Below are 16,013 nucleotides of genomic sequence, written 5' to 3'. Positions count from 1 at the left end.
ACCTCCGACCACACTCCGGTACTGGTTGGAGCTCTTACCGGTGTCTGAGTGCGGTCGGACCTGTTGTTGGAAATAAGATATTCCAAAACAAGATAATTCGGTTTTGATTTGTTCTGGTAAGCTATAAGCACTTACTTAGACGCAGGCGGAGTTATCATGGCAGCAAGTAGCCAAAGCCATTTAAAAGCCCTCGAAAACGAATCGATTCAAATTTTCCGTGAAGTGGTAGCCGAGTTTGATAATCCGGTGATGCTTTATTCGGTAGGTAAAGACTCGTCGGTGTTATTGCATCTGGCACGTAAAGCGTTTTACCCCGGCAAAATCCCTTTTCCACTGTTACATGTGGATACCACCTGGAAATTCAAAGAGATGATTGCGTTTCGTGATCAAATCGCCCGTGAGCTGGGTTTGAACTTACTGGTACATCAAAACCCAGACGGCTTAGCCATGAATATCAGCCCCTTTGAGCATGGTAGTAGCAAGCATACCGATATCATGAAAACCCAAGGCTTAAAGCAGGCATTAGATAAATACAAATTTGATGCCGCCTTTGGTGGTGCAAGGCGTGATGAAGAAAAATCCCGAGCGAAAGAGCGAGTGTATTCGTTTCGCGATAAGCATCATCGTTGGGACCCTAAAAATCAACGGCCAGAGCTGTGGAATATTTTTAATGGCCGAGTCGATAAAGGCGAAAGCATTCGCGTGTTCCCGTTATCAAACTGGACCGAACTAGATATTTGGCAATACATTTATCTTGAGAATATCCAAATCCCAGATTTGTATTTCTCTAAACCGCGCCCTGTAGTGGAACGCGATGGCACCCTAATTATGGTTGATGATGAGCGCATGCCGTTACAACCCGGCGAAACACCCAGCATGAAAAGTGTACGCTTTCGTACCCTGGGTTGTTATCCGTTAACGGGTGCCGTTGAGTCCTCAGCGGCAACCTTACCTGAAATCATTCAAGAAATGTTGTTAACCAAAACCTCAGAGCGGCAAGGTCGGGTGATTGATCACGACAGCACCGGTTCGATGGAAAAGAAAAAAATGGAAGGGTACTTCTAATGAGCCATACCTCAGAATTAATAGAGCAGGATATTCTGGCCTACTTAAAGCAGCACGAAAACAAGCAATTACTGCGCTTTATTACGTGTGGCAGTGTGGATGATGGTAAAAGTACTCTGATTGGCCGCTTGTTGCACGACAGTAAAATGATCTTTGAAGATCAGCTTGCGGCTATCACTGAAGACAGCAAAAAAGTGGGTACTCAAGGCGAGCGTGTCGATTTAGCCCTGCTGGTCGATGGCTTACAATCTGAACGTGAGCAGGGCATCACCATTGATGTGGCTTACCGTTATTTCTCAACCGAGAAACGGAAATTTATCATTGCCGATACGCCAGGCCACGAGCAATACACGCGCAATATGGCCACCGGTGCGTCGACCTGTGATTTAGCGATAATCCTGGTGGATGCGCGTAAAGGTGTGCAAACCCAAACGCGGCGACACAGCTACATATGTTCCTTGCTGGGTATCAAGCACGTGATTGTCGCGATTAATAAAATGGACTTAGTCGATTACTCTCAAGCCCGTTACAAGGCCATTCAAGAAGAGTATCTGGCTTTGGCAGGGGCTTTGGACATCCCTGATATCCGCTTCGTGCCTATTTCGGCCTTAGAGGGCGATAATGTTGTGCATCCAAGTGAAAAACTGAGCTGGTTCCGTGGCTCAACCTTGATGCAGTATCTTGAAAACATTGAATTAACGCTTGCTGAAAATGACGATTTTCGATTTCCTGTGCAGTTAGTCAGCCGCCCTAATGCTGATTTCCGTGGTTTCCAAGGCACGATTGCTTCAGGCAGTATCGCTGTAGGCGATACCGTGCGGGTATTGCCGGCGGGTACCGTGTCTACCATCAAAAGCATCGTGACCTTTGATGGTGACTTGCAAAGTGCCAACGCAGGGCAAGCCGTAACGCTTACTTTGAATGATGAAATTGATGTCAGCCGTGGCAGTATGTTGGTAAAAAAAGACGCACTGCCGCATGTCTCATCGCGGATGCGAGCCAAGTTAATTTGGTTGCATGACACGCCACTAAAAACCGACAGGCAGTATTACTTTAAATTCAGCTGTAAAACCACGACAGGTGAGATCAGTAAACTGCATCATCGCATCGATGTGAATACTCTGGCAGAGAAATCAGCGGAAGTGTTAGCGATGAATGAAATTGGCTTGGTTGATGTTAATTTAACAGAAACTATGGCGTTTGATGTTTATCGTAAAAACAAACTTACCGGTGCTTTTATTATTATTGACCGTTTCAGCAATTTAACGGTAGGAGCCGGCATGATTGATGCGCCCTTAGTTGCGACTGTTGCAGAAGAGGAAGAAATTAAAGGCCTCAGCGATTTTGAATATGAATTGATCATGCTTGTGCGCAAACATTTTCCCCATTTAATGTCTCGGCAGTAATAAATGAGCCTTGAAGCGCTTGTGCTGATAGGGTTGCTGGTGTTGTTGCTGATGGCGTTATTACGCTTTCAGCAGCATTCCGCCGGTGTATTTGGTGCCATGTTACTTGGCTTGTTAGCTTTGGGTTTTATTGAGACGGCCGATGTATTAAAAAATGCGGCCAACTCTGGTTTAGCCACGTTAGTGTTGCTGGTTTTAATTTCTTACTCGTTAGAGAAAACCAGTATCTTACGGCGTATATCGCGCTTTTTATTTACCCGCTCTGTGTCGGGTTCGGTGTTTCGCACCGTCAGTTTTGCCGCTTTAGCCTCCTCAGTATTAAATAATACCGCCGTTGTGGCAGCGATGCTTAACACCGTGCGTAGTAATAAAACGGTGTCGCCAGCAAAGTTGTTGATCCCGCTCTCTTATGCTGCGATTTTTGGCGGTACCTTAACTCTAATAGGTACTTCGACCAACTTAATCGTGCATTCAATGTTAACTGAAAAAGGCCATCCGGGTTTTGGCTTTTTTGACTTTACCCTAATAGGTTTAGGCGTCACGCTAGCCTGCGGTGGGGTCGTTATTTTTATGAGCCGATTTTTACCGAATGACACCATTCCAGCTGAAAACCGAAGCGCTTACTTGTTAGAAGCTGAACTGATGAGTGACTCGCCATTGGTAGGGCTCACTGTGGAAGAGGCCGGTTTGCGCCATCTTGATGCGTTATTTTTAACTGAAATTGTTAGAGGTAAGCAATTAATCCGGCCCGTAGCGCGTTATGACGTATTGTGTGCCGGCGATAAATTACTTTTTAGTGGCAACGTGCATAAAGTCAACGTGCTTAAGCAATTTGTGGGGTTACGTTTATTTGCTGATGATAACGGTTTAACGACGCAAGTATTAACCGAGGTGATGATCAAGGAAGAGTCGGTATTAATGGGTCAAACTTTAAAAAGTACCGGGTTTCGAGCCAGGTTCGATGCTGCGGTCGTGGCTGTGCGCCGTGAGGGCGAACAAGTCAGCGGTAAGTTGGGCGATATAGTATTGCAAGCCGGTGATGTAATGTTATTGGCAACTGGGCCAGATTTTAGCAGCAGGCATAACCTCAGTAAAAACTTCTATATTTTGTCGGATATTGATACCGAAGATATGCTCAGTGGCCTCCGTGAAAAACTGACGTGGTGGGGCTTTGCGCTGATGATTGGCGTGAGTGTGTTTACTCCTATCAGTTTATTACAAGCCGCGATGTTTTTTCTTGCGCTGCTATTGTTTGCCAAATGTTTAACCGTTAATGAAATCAAACGGCGTTTTCCAGTCGAAATTTGGTTGGTCGTAACCAGCGCCCTGTGTATTGCCACCGCGATGAATACCACCGGCTTATCGAATGTGATAAGTCAATTTGCAAGCACAGGTTTAAGTGGCCAAGCGCCGTTCTTTACCTTAATGGGCATTTTTTTATTAACTTATTTGTTAACCGAAATGATTACCAACAATGCCGCCGCGGCATTAATGTTTCCTATCGCCTACAGCTTGGCACAGGGGATGGGCGTTGATCCACTGCCCATGGTGATGGGGGTGGCATTTGCCGCGTCAGCCAGTTTTATCACGCCTTATGGTTATCAAACTAACTTGATGGTATTTAATGCAAGTAATTACCGCCTCAAGCATTTTTTCCTGATAGGAGCGCCCGTAGCTATTACTTACATCGTGGTTAGTTTACTACTGATCCCCCGCGTTTTTCCCTTTTAATCCAGCCCTCCAGCTCCAACACTGATCAGACCACACTCTGGTACTGGTCTGACTGCACTCAGAGACAGGTCCTACCACACTCCGGTACTGGTACGAGGTCTGATCGGTGAAATTTTTATTTGCAGCTTTTAATTTTGTTTACTATTTTAAAATTTGTTTAACATAAGGTTGCTAAAAATGTCTAGGAGGCTACGTATGTTTATCGATAATATGCCATACCATATTGTGCATAGGGGACATAATCGGACGAATTGCTTCAAGTTTGAGGCTGTAAAAGGAATGTTCTTTTCTATGTTATGCAATAAGTTAGATGAATGCGGCATCAAATTACATGCTTTTGTGTTGATGTCGAATCACTATCATCTGCTCGTTACACCGCAAAGTGGTAAGGAAGTACCGCACTTTATGCAATGCCTTGGGCGGCATTTTGCGGGTTACTATAATGCACTAAACGATAAAACCGGCACGGTATGGGATGGTAAATACTTTGCTAGTTTGGTCGAAAACGATTATTACGTTTTGGCATGTTATCGCTATATCGAACTTAACCCAGTTAGGGCAGGCATTGTTAGAACGCCGGATCAATATCATTGGTCAAGCTATCATAGCAATGCCGGCGGTTTAAACTCGCAAATCATTGTACCACATCCGAGCTATGAGGCTTTAGGTGATAACAAATTTACCCGGCTACGTGCTTATCGTGAACTGTTTAATGCCGACATCGACAAAGCAGAGTTACAGGCTATCCGTCAGTCCCTGAATAAGAACATGCCGTGTCAGTCTTTAATTGCAAGTAGCAAACAAGTTCAGCCTGAGGCCATGTCAATCTCGGTTTGAATTTAATGCGTACTCGAGGGTGTTGCAGTAAGGATAAATCGCTATTTTTTTAATGCAAAGTAAGTTAGTTTTAGCGCATTCAATCTTTGCTTGGAGTTTACATGTTATTACCTGTTGTTTTGGCAGGCGGCAGCGGTAGTCGGCTTTGGCCGCTTTCTCGAGAATTAATGCCAAAACAGTTTTTAACTTTGCATGGCGATAAATCTTTACTGCAATCTTCCCTGATCAGGCTTTCAGGGATCAGCTCGGCTAAGCCCCTAGTTATTTGCAACGAAGAGCATCGTTTTATTGCTGCAGAGCAGATAAGACAGTTAAATTTGCTTGATAAAAATATCATTTTAGAACCGTCCAGCCGCAATACCGCCCCTGCCATTACGATAGCTGCGTTATATGCTATGCAACATGGTGAAGATCCCACTTTACTGGTGTTAGCTGCCGATCATGTTTTTTCTAATGTAAGTGCTTTTAAACAAGCAATATACACAGCAAAGCCCTTAGCAGAAAAGGGACTGTTAGTGACTTTTGGAATTAAACCCTCTACGCCGGAAACGGGCTATGGCTACATCAAACAAGGCAAGACACTAAATGATTGTGTCAACGCATATCTGGTAAAGCAATTTATTGAAAAGCCTAGTATTGAGCAGGCCAAACAACTACTTTTAGACAGTGACGTTTGCTGGAATAGTGGGTTGTTTATGTTTAAAGCCAGTACCTTTTTAAACGAACTGGCCATTTACCGACCAGATATTCTTCTGCATTGCCAAAATGCAGTAGCACAAACGCTGGCTGATATGGACTTTATTCGTATTAATAAAGAACAGTTTATAAACTGTCCGGCAGAATCTATAGATTATGCCGTGATGGAGCACACTCAATCTGCTGTGGTGGTGCCAATTGAATCAGAATGGAGTGATATTGGCTCTTGGTCAGCCCTTTGGGAGTTAGGCGAAAAAGATACTCTTGGTAATGTACAGTATGGTGAGGTGCTTCAGCATAATAGCCACAATAATTACGTTTATTCTGAAAGTGGTTTGGTTGCAACAATAGGCTTAGAAAATACCATTGTTATTCAAACTAGCGATGCTGTTTTAGTTGCAAATAAAGATCATGTTCAGCAGGTTAAAGAAATAGTGCAAACGATCAAAGAGCAAGGTCGTTCAGAGCATTATGCACACCGACAGGTTTATCGGCCTTGGGGGCAATATGACATTATTGATCAAGGTGATGGATATAAAGTTAAACGTATTACTGTTTTACCCGGTGAAAAATTATCGCTGCAAAAGCATCAACATCGTGCTGAACATTGGATTGTGGTATCAGGCCTTGCAAAAGTAACGCTAGATACCGTGGATCAAACACTCAGTGAAAACCAATCCATCTATATTCCAATTGGTTGCATACATGCGCTAGAGAACCCTGGGCCTGAACTCTTAGAATTGATTGAAGTGCAGTCTGGTCGTTATCTTGAGGAAGATGATATTGAACGTTTTACGGATCGCTATGGTAGGTGCTAGTTTAAAGGGTACCGGTAAGTTAGCATACCGGTACCGTTCGTTTTTTAACCAAAAATCCCGCGTGTATCAATTACAACTTTTGCAGCAACTTCATTGATATGCATGGCTTTAAATTGGCGATGGTCAACTAACACTACTAACACATTGGCCCGCTCCAGCGCTTTAGCGAGGGTAGTGAGTTTATCGTTGTGTTGACTCATGCGTTTCGGTAATGCTTTTATGTTTGGTTCAACTAACAGAATTTCACCAACGTTGTCATTGATTAGATGCTCGGCAATATCTAAAGCTGGGCTTTCGCGCAAGTCATCAATATCGGCTTTAAACGCCAAACCTAAGCAAGCGATAACAGGGCGTTTGAATTGATCAGCCGCTTCTTTCACTTTGTTAATAACATAATGTGGTTTGCCGTCATTAATTTCACGTGCAGTGCGGATCAGGTTGGCTAAATCTGGAGCTGAATCAACAATAAACCAAGGGTCAACGGCAATACAGTGGCCGCCAACACCCGGGCCAGGGCTCAAAATATTCACCCGTGGATGGCGATTCGACAGTTTAATCAATTCCCAAACGTTAATTTTTAACTTATCGCAGATCAGTGATAATTCATTGGCAAAGGCAATGTTCACGTCACGAAAGGCGTTTTCAGTCAGCTTAGCCATTTCAGCAGTACGGGCATTGGTGCGTAAACATTCACCACGCACAAATAGCTGATACAGCGACATGGCCTTTTCAGCGCAGCGCTCGGTAATACCACCAATAATACGGTCGTTACTTACTAGCTCTTGCAATACGCGGCCGGGTAAAACGCGCTCAGGGCAATGCGCAATATACACATCGGCAACGTCTGAATGATCTAATGGCACTTTTAAGTCAGGGCGTAACTCTTTTAACCATTCGGCAATTTGCTCTGTGGTACCAACCGGCGAGGTCGACTCTAGAACAATCAAGTTACCTTTCTCAATGACCGGCGCAATATTCTCTAACGCGGTGCGAATGTAACTCAGATCGGGTGCCTTGTTATCTTTAAACGGGGTGGGCACCGCAATCATAAACACTTCTGCCGGCTCAGGTACCAGCGAAGCGCGCAATTTACCGGTAGTAACTGCAGCCTGCACCAACATATCCAAGTCGGGTTCCACAATGTGGATCTTGCCCTGGTTGATGGTATTAACCGCATGCTCAGACACATCAATCCCGACGACTTCAACACCACGCGAAGCAATAACCGCTGCCGTAGGTAAACCGATGTAACCAAGACCAATAACAGACACTTTAGAAAACTGAGATAGCATTAATGATTCCTTGCAACGCTTATACAATGAGTATGAATACGCTCATCTTAAGGTGCTGAATATGAATATACAATTTATCTGCAAAATAATTATTTAAATATCAGCATGAATTTTTCTTTTTGGGCTATTACAGATACTCTAAGTATGGTCTGACCTGTACCGGAGTGCGGCCAGACCAGTGTCTGAGTGTGGTCTTACCTGTCTCAGAGTGCGGCCAGACCTGTACCGGAGTGTGGCCAGACCTGTCTCAGAGTGCGGTCAGACCAGTGTCTGAGTGAGGACTGACCAGTATCAGAGTGCGGTCAGACCAGTGTCTGAGTGTGGCCCGACCTGTACCGGAGTGTGGTCGGAGGTGTTGATTTGTTGTGCAGTTAGACTCAAATGGGGAATTTATTTTTGTCATTAACAAGCAGTGTGGTAAATTGTCGACCAATATATACTTGCCTTCGTTTAGATGGATTTAACTATGCCGAATTTTCAGCCTCGTTTACATGGGCAATTTGCCGCGCTTTTTTGCGTCGCGGCGTTATCTGCAGGGTGTGTTAGCACACAACAAGCAACGTCCTCTCCCTATCATGATTACTCTAACCTAAATTTGTTGCCAAGTTACGTCAGTATGGCATTGCAATCTGCGCGTGTTGGTCAGCAATTATCGCTATCAGAATCGCCATGGGGTGGTAATGCTAGGCTGCAGGTGTTAGACCGTTATTTCGCTGCAAGCGGCCGCAACTGTTTAAAATTTACGGTGAATGAAGAGCCTTCGGTAATAACTGCTTGCCAATACGAGCTACAATGGGCTGTTAATCCAGAAATTATGTCACCAAGATCGCAGGGATAAGCTTTATGCACAGATCATTTATTCGTCACACCTCGCTCATCCTTGCTTTTTCAGCATCTTTTATCTTAAGTCAAGCTCACGCCCAAAGCTTTGGCGATTTAGCAACAGAATTACAAGCTCGCCAAGTTGCGCCGCCAGTGCAAGAAACGCCCAGCAATACTAATTGGCAGCAAGGTACTTATGGCCCGGTAATGAATGGCAAACCTATGTTGTCAGCCGAGCAAATTAAACCTTTTGGTGCTGAACTATTTACCGGTGGGTTTCGAGGGGTACGTGCTGATGGTTTAAACCCACAGTACAAAATTTTACCTGGTGATCAGGTTACCTTAAGAGTTTGGGGTGCGGTAGATATTGATCGTATCCTACCTGTTGATGCGCAAGGTAATATTTTTATTCCAACTATTGGCCCTGTGCAAGTAATGGGTTCTAGCCATAGCCAGTTAGACGGTATTGTTCGTGCAGCGGTGCGCAAAGTTTACCCAGACAATGTTAGTGTTTATACCAACTTACAAGGCGTGCAGCCAGTAGCTGTTTTTGTTACAGGTTTTGTCAATAAGCCGGGGCGTTACGCCGGTGTACCAAGCGACTCCATTTTATACTTTATTGATCAAGCCTCGGGTGTGGATGATCAACTCGGTAGTTACCGTCGCATTCGTTTACAGCGCCAAGGCGAAACGATTGCCGAACTGGATTTATATCAATTCATCCTACAAGGCCAGTTAGGGCATTCCCAATTACAAAATGGCGATACCATTATTGTTGAAAGCCGGGGCCCCGTTGTTACAGTGCAAGGTGATGTTGGCCGTCCTTATCACTACGAGTTACACCCCAAGCAGCAGCAAAACCAGCTAGTAGGGCAGGCTATCACTGAGCTTACGCAATTAAATGCCGGTGTATCGCATGCCTTAATTCGAGGCAGTCGTGTAGATGGCCCGGTTGCGTCTTATCTGCCTTTAGCCGAGTTTGCCAATGCCAAGCTGAATAACGGCGATGAAGTGTTATTTATAGCTGATCAGCATGAGCAACAAATTGTCGTGCAGCTAGAAGGCGAGTTTATGGGGCAGTCGCATTTTGTGTTGCCACGCAATGTCACTTTGCAGCAGCTGTTGAACATCATTCCTATCGAGCCGATGCTCACCGATTTTGAAAATATCTCTTTGCGTCGTAAAAGTGTGGCCGAACGGCAAAAACAATCTTTAGAAGATAGCTTACGTCGTTTAGAAACCACCTATTTAGGTGCGCCATCCTCCACCGCGGAAGAGTCTGCTATTCGTATTCGTGAAGCCGAATTAATTAGCCAATTTGTGGCTAAAGCGCGGCAAGTTGAACCGAATGGGCGCTTAGTCGTGGCACATGAAGGCGAAATCGTTGATTTACGCTTACAAGACGGCGACATCATTACCATTCCGCCGCGTACTGATGCTGTGCTAATCAGTGGCGAAGTCTACATTCCGCAGTCTGTGGTGTTTGTGCCGGGTAAAACGGCAATGGATTATATTCGTGGAGCCGGTGGTTTTAGCCAGCATGCAGATAAAAAACGTATTTTAGTGGTGCGGCAAAATGGTGAAGTGCGAAGTGCTGATGAAGTCGGCCTGCGCCCTGGCGATGAAATCTTAGTCTTACCTGCCGTAAGTACCAAGAACTTGCAATTGGCCAGCACCATGACGCAAATTCTATATCAAATTGCGGTCGCTACTAAAGTCGCCTTGGATCTGTAATGACGCAAGCGCGTTCTTCACTTACTGTAACTTTACATGTCTGGCACGCGCTCTTTATGCGCGAAGCCAGCGCGCGTATTACCGGTGATCGGCTCGGCTGGGTTTGGATTTTTATCGAACCCTTGGCCCATATCCTTCTTTTCGTAGCTATTCGTCAGCTAATGGGTAATCTTCGTCATGTTGCAGGTGCTGAGTTTATACCCTGGTTTATCGCAGGAATGGCGCTGTATTTAATGTTTAGCACAGTTATGAACAGGAGTATGGGGGCCATAAGCTCCAGTAGAGCTTTATTTGCTTATCGACAATTACATCCTGTTGATACCATTTTGGTTCGTGCATTTTTAGAAGTATTAATCAAAATTATTGTTTTAATATTGTTAGTCTTAGGTGCTGGTTTTCTTGGTTACAACATTCTTCCAGCCAACGCACTTGCGGTTGTTGGAGTTTGGATCGGCCTTTGGTTATTTGCTATTGGTGTTGGTTTAGTCTTGGCCGTAGTTGTTACTTCAGTTCAAGAGCTTGGTAAGATAATTAACATGATTACATTTCCTTTATACTTTCTCTCTGGGGTGATGATACCTGTCCAGTTTTTGCCTCGTTATCTACAAGAATTATTGATGTACAACCCACTATTACATGCAGTTGAATCATTTCGAATGGCTTTTTTTGCAAATTACCAAAGTATTCATGGCATAAACATGCAATATGTCATGATGTGGGCTTTTTCATTAATCCTATTTGGCCTAATGCTTCAGGTACGATATAAAAACAGGCTGATGGCGCAATGATCGACGTAGAGCATATTTATAAACGCTATCATGGGCCTTTTGGTGGTGATTGGGTATTAAAAGACGTCAGTTTCCATATTCCCCGTGGTATCAGTGTTGGTTTAGTTGGCCGAAATGGTGCCGGTAAATCGACCTTACTGCGTTTGCTGGGTGGCATGGATATGCCTGATAAAGGCACAATAAAGCAAAACTGCCGAGTGTCATGGCCTATCGGTTTGGGCGGCGGCTTTCAAGGCAGTATGACAGGCCGACAAAACGTCAAGTTTGTCGCACGTATACATGGCGGTAATGACAATATCGATAAAATTATTGATTTTGTGCAAGATTTTGCTGAAATTGGCAAAGCCTTCGATCAGCCAGTTAAAACCTATTCCAGTGGTATGCGCAGTCGTTTAGCCTTTGGTTTGTCATTAGCGTTTGATTTTGATGTTTATCTTTCAGATGAAGCAACCTCGGTAGGGGATGCATCTTTTAAGGCTAAAGCAACCCAGGCATTTCGCGACCGAATAGGTAGTGCCAGTATTATTATGGTGTCACACAGTGTCGGCATATTAAAAGACCTTTGCCAAGCCGGAATTTGGCTGCACCAAGGGCAAGCAATATGGTACGACAAACTCGATGATGCTATTAACGATTATCACAACAGTATAGGTAAAACCCCAACATGATCACCTTTGCTCGCACCCGTCGTCGTTTAGCTAAACATCCTCATTGGGCGCTTTGTCTGCTTGCTACTTTTTTCGCAATCATTTATTGGGGCTTGCTTGCTACTAATCGTTATGTCTCTGAAACGCACATTGTGCTGCAAAGCCCAGAAATTAATCCAACGGGTTTTAATATTTCTTCATTGTTGTCTGGTACGCAGGGTTCTGGTGATTTATTGCTGTTAAAAGATCATCTGGAATCGGTCGATATGCTGCAAAAATTGCAGCAAAATCTGAACATTCGGGCGCATTACGCCAATTCTGATATTGATATGTTAAGTCGTTTAAGCGACGAAGATATTGAGTTAGAAAAACTCTATAAATATATGCAAAGCCGAATTGATATCGTGTTCGATGACTACGCCGCAGTACTGCGCATTCGGGTACAAGCTTATTCTCCAGATATGGCGAAAGCTATTGCGCAAACCCTGTTAGATGAAGGTGAGCGCCATATGAATGAAATGGGGCAGCGTTTAGCCGCTGAGCAAGTTGCTTTCATTGAGGAGCAAGTACAAAAATTAGAGACGCGTTTATTCAGCGTGCGAGAAGAGCTGTTAGCCTTTCAAAATAAAGAAGGCTTAGTCTCGCCTACAGGAACCGTGCAAAGCATTTTCGCTGTTGTTAGCCAGTTGCAAGGCCAATTAGCTTTATTAGAAGCGCGTAAAAAATCGGCGGCAAGTTTTCAAAGCACTACATCACCTGAAATTGTGCGCCTAAATAGCGAGATTGCCGCTTTAAAAGCACAAATCGATATTGAAAAATCAAAGTTAGCGGCCACCAGTGGCGATTCATTAAACCGCGTATCGGCGGAATATCAAACGTTAGAGCTCAGAGCGCAATTCGCTTTAGAGCTGTATTCTAACTCGTTAATGGCCTTAGAAAGCACGCGGGTGGAAGCCGCTCGTAAGTTAAAACAGGTGTCAGTGTTGCAGTATCCAACACAAGCCGAGTTTTCTACCGAGCCTCGTCGTGGCTACAACATCCTTGTTTTTATGTTTTTTGCCCTGTTTGCAGCGGCTATTACGCATTTAGCGCGCGCGATTATTCGTGATCATCGAGATTAATCAGGAAAGATTCTGCATTTGTTTTCTTTATTGTCACGTCAAGCTTCTTCTCAGTCACCAGAGCACGTTTTGTTCTGGTGCCCAAACCTAGCAGGTAAAAAACAGCCGCTTACTACCTCAAATGTTAATTTAAGTGCTAGCACGGCTGCCAGAAATGATTTCTTGTTATGGGCAAAGCAACCGCTTTCAGCGGCACTGCAGCAGCAAACTCAGCAATTGCTAGCCAACTGGTCAGGCTACCAGATCTCAAAATACAATGACTTTCGCTCAGCTCCTCAGCCACCTAATGCTTATGTCTTAATTATTATTAATGGGCATTGCACTGAATCGATAAAGACGTTAATGCAGCAAGCTGCGAATTATTGTTTGCAGCATGAAATCAGCCAAATGGTGATAGCAACTGATGTTAACGGCGCTAGGCTTACCGCGCAGCAACAACAGGTAATCAAACAAGTGGTTTTACCAGCAGCATTAACGGTGCAAATGGTAAAACACGATTGTCACCATGCTAACTTATTAGCAAAGTCGAGTGCAGTAGTGGTAACCGATAGCTGGCTTGGCTTAGAGGCATTACTTTGGCAAAAAACCGTTATAACCTGTGGTGATCCTTTTTATGCAGGCTTAGGTTTAACCCAAGAAACTAAGCAGCCCAATGCTGGGCTTAAATACCGCCTTGAGCAGCTTGTAGCTTGGGTGTTTTTGGTACAAGCAAACAGCTTTTGTCCTGAGCAGCAACAAACAATCCCGTTATTAACCGCACTGGCTTGGCTACAGCTTCAAAATCAACAACGGCAACGTTTTCCGCAATTGGTTTATGCCATTGGGTTTACTTTTTTTTGGAAAAACGTGGTGCGCTCGTTTCTACAGGGTAGCCAGGTTATTTTTGTGCGCACTGCACAGCAAGTGCCCGCTGGCGCAACCGCCATTACCTGGGGCCTAAAGGTGTTACCCCAGTTGGCAGCAGATGTCACACTTTACCGCTTAGAAGATGGCTTTATTCGCTCTGTAGGTTTGGGAGCATTATTTGCAAAGCCCTTGTCTTGGGTGGCCGACAGCCGCGGCTTGTATTTTGATGCGACCGCGAGCAGTGATTTAGAAGTACTGTTAAATAACAGTGTTTTTGATGACGCCATACTCTGTGAAGCAAAGCAGCTTATTAAGCTGCTAATACAAAGCAACATTACCAAGTACAACACTGGCCAAGTAACGTGGCAGCGCCCAAATACCGATCGCAAGGTGTTATTAGTGGTAGGGCAAGTTGAGACCGATGCGTCTATCGCTTTTGGTGCTCCTGGCATTAAAAAAAACCTAGACTTGTTAAAAACGGTACGGCAAGACAATCCGCGAGCCTATATTATTTATAAACCTCACCCTGATGTATTAGCCGGGGCCAGAGCGCAAGGCGAAAATGAGCAACATGCCAAAGATTTTTGTGATGCAATTGCCGTAGACATCGATATTTCAGCTATGCTTGAGCAAGTTGACGAATTACATGTATTAACTTCGCTTGCTGGTTTTGAAGCCTTATTACGAGGTAGAAAAGTGCTGTGTTATGGCTTACCTTTTTATGCTGGTTGGGGCCTTACTGAAGATAAAGTTACTTGTGCTCGGCGCAAGCGCAAACTGACACTTGAGCAACTCGTGGCGGCAGCTTTACTACAATACCCCATGTATTTAAGTGCACATAGCGGTTACTTTACTAACGCTATTGCAACAGCCAAAGCCTTAAGCGCATGGCGTAATAACCCAGCAAAACCAACATCTTTATGGCAAAAAACACTGCGTAATAGCCTTAATTTAATACGTGGTAAGCGATAATATGCCTTTAAAAAAACAGCGTATTGCCATAGTGGGCAGCATTGCTAGTACTATCCTCGGATTTCGTGGTGATCTTATTGCAGAATTGGTGGCAGCAGGGCATCAGGTATTTGCTTTTGCTACCGATTATAACGAGCAAAGCCGCATCTTAGTTCGCACGCTAGGCGCTATCCCGGTAGATTATCAGCTAAGCCGTTTTGGTTTAAACCCCATTACCGAGTTAAAAACGACTTGGCAGCTCTATCAGTTGTTTAAACAACATCAAATAAGCCTAAGCTTTTGTTATTTTGCTAAGCCGGTCATTTACGGTACTTTGGCTGCATGGCTGGCTAAGGTACCGCTGCGGGTGGCAAAAATAGAGGGTTTAGGCCGGCCCTTTACTGAAAATGCCGAGGGTATGCGTAAAAAAGCACGCTTAGTGCGGGCATTTCAGGTGTGGTTATTTAAACGCAGTTTGCCCAAAGCGCACTTAGTGTTTTTTTTAAACCCCGAAGATAAGCATGACTTAATTGAAACACATAAAATTAAAGTACAAAAAAGTGATGTGCTTAGCGGCATTGGTGTGCATTTAGAACGTTATGCGCAAGTCGCCGCGCCTGTCTCTCCCATTCGTTTTATTTTTGTTGGCCGCTTATTAAATGAAAAAGGGATCCGCTATTTTCTTACTGCTGCCGAGGCCTTAAAAAAACGTTACCCCAATACCGAATTTATTGTACTGGGTGAGCCGGATAGCGGTAGCTATGCGTTATCCCGGCAAGAGCTTCAACACTACGTTGACAAACAGGTTATTTATTACCCAGGTAAAGTGGCTAATGTGGTGCCGTTTTTAGCACAAAGCAGTGTATTTGTATTACCTACCTATTACCGCGAAGGGGTGCCTCGTAGCACGCAAGAAGCTATGGCGGTGGGTAGAGCTGTTATTACCACTGACATGCCAGGGTGTCGGCAAACGGTTAAACACGGTGAAAACGGCTTTTTGGTTCCGCCGCATGATCAAGAAGCGTTAGAGCAAGCGATGCTGCAGTTTATTCAGCAACCCGCACTTATCGAGCAAATGGGGCAAAAAAGCCGTGAAATGGCTGAAAAGCAGTTTGATGTAAAGCAAATTAACGCCAAAATAATGCAATTACTTGCTGAACTAGCTTAACATCGGGTAATGGTTTTTGATGCAACCCGTTTTTAAAAATGCTAAGGTTCGTGGTTTGAAAATTAGCGCCTGTTAAAATTGTTTATTTACG

13 protein-coding genes are annotated in these 16,013 nt (G+C 44.4%); 12 read left to right on the top strand and 1 reads right to left on the bottom strand.

Annotated elements, in window-relative coordinates; genetic code table 11:
* Positions 1-156 precede the first annotated feature (156 nt).
* The 5 genes from cysD to LMJ53_RS00965 all read left to right on the top strand — a co-directional run bounded on the left by cysD (position 157) and on the right by LMJ53_RS00965 (position 6,553).
* Complete coding sequence (cysD, locus tag LMJ53_RS00985; RefSeq protein WP_229584382.1) at positions 157-1,065, top strand: sulfate adenylyltransferase subunit CysD; 909 nt, start codon at positions 157-159, stop codon at positions 1,063-1,065.
* Positions 1,065-2,471, top strand: a complete 1,407-nt coding sequence (cysN, locus tag LMJ53_RS00980; RefSeq protein ID WP_229584381.1) for a sulfate adenylyltransferase subunit CysN — start codon at positions 1,065-1,067, stop codon at positions 2,469-2,471. The genes cysD and cysN overlap by 1 nt, the downstream gene beginning before the upstream one ends.
* Positions 2,472-2,474: 3 nt before the next feature.
* Complete coding sequence (locus LMJ53_RS00975) at positions 2,475-4,202, top strand: SLC13 family permease (protein WP_229584380.1); 1,728 nt, start codon at positions 2,475-2,477, stop codon at positions 4,200-4,202.
* Positions 4,203-4,379: 177 nt separating this feature from the next.
* Complete coding sequence (locus LMJ53_RS00970) at positions 4,380-5,039, top strand: transposase (protein ID WP_324295574.1); 660 nt, start codon at positions 4,380-4,382, stop codon at positions 5,037-5,039.
* A gap of 101 nt (positions 5,040-5,140) precedes the next feature.
* Positions 5,141-6,553, top strand: coding sequence for a mannose-1-phosphate guanylyltransferase/mannose-6-phosphate isomerase (locus tag LMJ53_RS00965; RefSeq protein WP_229584379.1), 1,413 nt, complete (start codon positions 5,141-5,143; stop codon positions 6,551-6,553).
* 44 nt (positions 6,554-6,597) lie between these two features.
* On the opposite strand, the gene wecC is transcribed toward LMJ53_RS00965, so the two are convergent.
* A complete protein-coding gene (wecC, locus tag LMJ53_RS00960; protein ID WP_226750175.1) occupies positions 6,598-7,845 on the bottom strand; it encodes a UDP-N-acetyl-D-mannosamine dehydrogenase in 1,248 nt (415 codons plus the stop codon).
* A 466-nt stretch (positions 7,846-8,311) separates the two neighbouring features.
* Here wecC and LMJ53_RS00955 point away from each other — a divergent pair, with 466 nt between their 5' ends.
* The 7 genes from LMJ53_RS00955 to LMJ53_RS00925 all read left to right on the top strand — a co-directional run bounded on the left by LMJ53_RS00955 (position 8,312) and on the right by LMJ53_RS00925 (position 15,922).
* Positions 8,312-8,683 (top strand): DVU3141 family protein, encoded by a 372-nt coding sequence (locus LMJ53_RS00955; protein WP_229584378.1) that lies wholly within the window; start codon positions 8,312-8,314, stop codon positions 8,681-8,683.
* A gap of 5 nt (positions 8,684-8,688) precedes the next feature.
* Positions 8,689-10,401 (top strand): polysaccharide biosynthesis/export family protein, encoded by a 1,713-nt coding sequence (locus LMJ53_RS00950; RefSeq protein ID WP_229584377.1) that lies wholly within the window; start codon positions 8,689-8,691, stop codon positions 10,399-10,401.
* Positions 10,401-11,189: an ABC transporter permease gene (locus LMJ53_RS00945; protein ID WP_229584376.1), complete on the top strand. Its 789-nt coding sequence runs from the start codon at positions 10,401-10,403 to the stop codon at positions 11,187-11,189. The genes LMJ53_RS00950 and LMJ53_RS00945 overlap by 1 nt, the downstream gene beginning before the upstream one ends.
* Positions 11,186-11,857 carry an ABC transporter ATP-binding protein gene (locus tag LMJ53_RS00940; RefSeq protein ID WP_229584375.1) on the top strand — a complete coding sequence of 224 codons (672 nt, stop codon included), beginning with the start codon at positions 11,186-11,188 and terminating at the stop codon, positions 11,855-11,857. The genes LMJ53_RS00945 and LMJ53_RS00940 overlap by 4 nt, the downstream gene beginning before the upstream one ends.
* Positions 11,854-12,957: a chain-length determining protein gene (locus LMJ53_RS00935; RefSeq protein ID WP_229584374.1), complete on the top strand. Its 1,104-nt coding sequence runs from the start codon at positions 11,854-11,856 to the stop codon at positions 12,955-12,957. Before LMJ53_RS00940 ends, LMJ53_RS00935 begins: the two co-directional genes overlap by 4 nt.
* 69 nt (positions 12,958-13,026) lie before the next feature.
* A complete protein-coding gene (locus LMJ53_RS00930; RefSeq protein ID WP_229584373.1) occupies positions 13,027-14,775 on the top strand; it encodes a capsular polysaccharide biosynthesis protein in 1,749 nt (582 codons plus the stop codon).
* Position 14,776: 1 nt separating this feature from the next.
* Positions 14,777-15,922: a glycosyltransferase family 4 protein gene (locus LMJ53_RS00925; protein ID WP_229584372.1), complete on the top strand. Its 1,146-nt coding sequence runs from the start codon at positions 14,777-14,779 to the stop codon at positions 15,920-15,922.
* The last annotated feature ends 91 nt before the right edge of the window (positions 15,923-16,013 follow it).

Source organism: Rheinheimera sp. UJ51 (genome assembly GCF_020819615.1).
In the GTDB taxonomy this organism is placed as follows: Bacteria; Pseudomonadota; Gammaproteobacteria; order Enterobacterales; family Alteromonadaceae; genus Alishewanella; species Alishewanella maricola.
This window is presented reverse-complemented; position numbering and strand designations above follow the sequence as displayed.

Excerpts from the sequence above, each read along its gene's own strand:
- cysD (WP_229584382.1), top strand. The coding sequence starts at position 157 with ATGGCAGCAAGTAGCCAAAGCCATTTAAAAGCCCTCGAAAACGAATCG.
- cysN (WP_229584381.1), top strand. The coding sequence starts at position 1,065 with ATGAGCCATACCTCAGAATTAATAGAGCAGGATATTCTGGCCTACTTA.
- LMJ53_RS00975 (WP_229584380.1), top strand. The coding sequence starts at position 2,475 with ATGAGCCTTGAAGCGCTTGTGCTGATAGGGTTGCTGGTGTTGTTGCTG.
- LMJ53_RS00970 (WP_324295574.1), top strand. The coding sequence starts at position 4,380 with ATGTCTAGGAGGCTACGTATGTTTATCGATAATATGCCATACCATATT.
- LMJ53_RS00965 (WP_229584379.1), top strand. The coding sequence starts at position 5,141 with ATGTTATTACCTGTTGTTTTGGCAGGCGGCAGCGGTAGTCGGCTTTGG.
- wecC (WP_226750175.1), bottom strand. The coding sequence starts at position 7,845 with ATGCTATCTCAGTTTTCTAAAGTGTCTGTTATTGGTCTTGGTTACATC.
- LMJ53_RS00955 (WP_229584378.1), top strand. The coding sequence starts at position 8,312 with ATGCCGAATTTTCAGCCTCGTTTACATGGGCAATTTGCCGCGCTTTTT.
- LMJ53_RS00950 (WP_229584377.1), top strand. The coding sequence starts at position 8,689 with ATGCACAGATCATTTATTCGTCACACCTCGCTCATCCTTGCTTTTTCA.
- LMJ53_RS00945 (WP_229584376.1), top strand. The coding sequence starts at position 10,401 with ATGACGCAAGCGCGTTCTTCACTTACTGTAACTTTACATGTCTGGCAC.
- LMJ53_RS00940 (WP_229584375.1), top strand. The coding sequence starts at position 11,186 with ATGATCGACGTAGAGCATATTTATAAACGCTATCATGGGCCTTTTGGT.
- LMJ53_RS00935 (WP_229584374.1), top strand. The coding sequence starts at position 11,854 with ATGATCACCTTTGCTCGCACCCGTCGTCGTTTAGCTAAACATCCTCAT.
- LMJ53_RS00925 (WP_229584372.1), top strand. The coding sequence starts at position 14,777 with ATGCCTTTAAAAAAACAGCGTATTGCCATAGTGGGCAGCATTGCTAGT.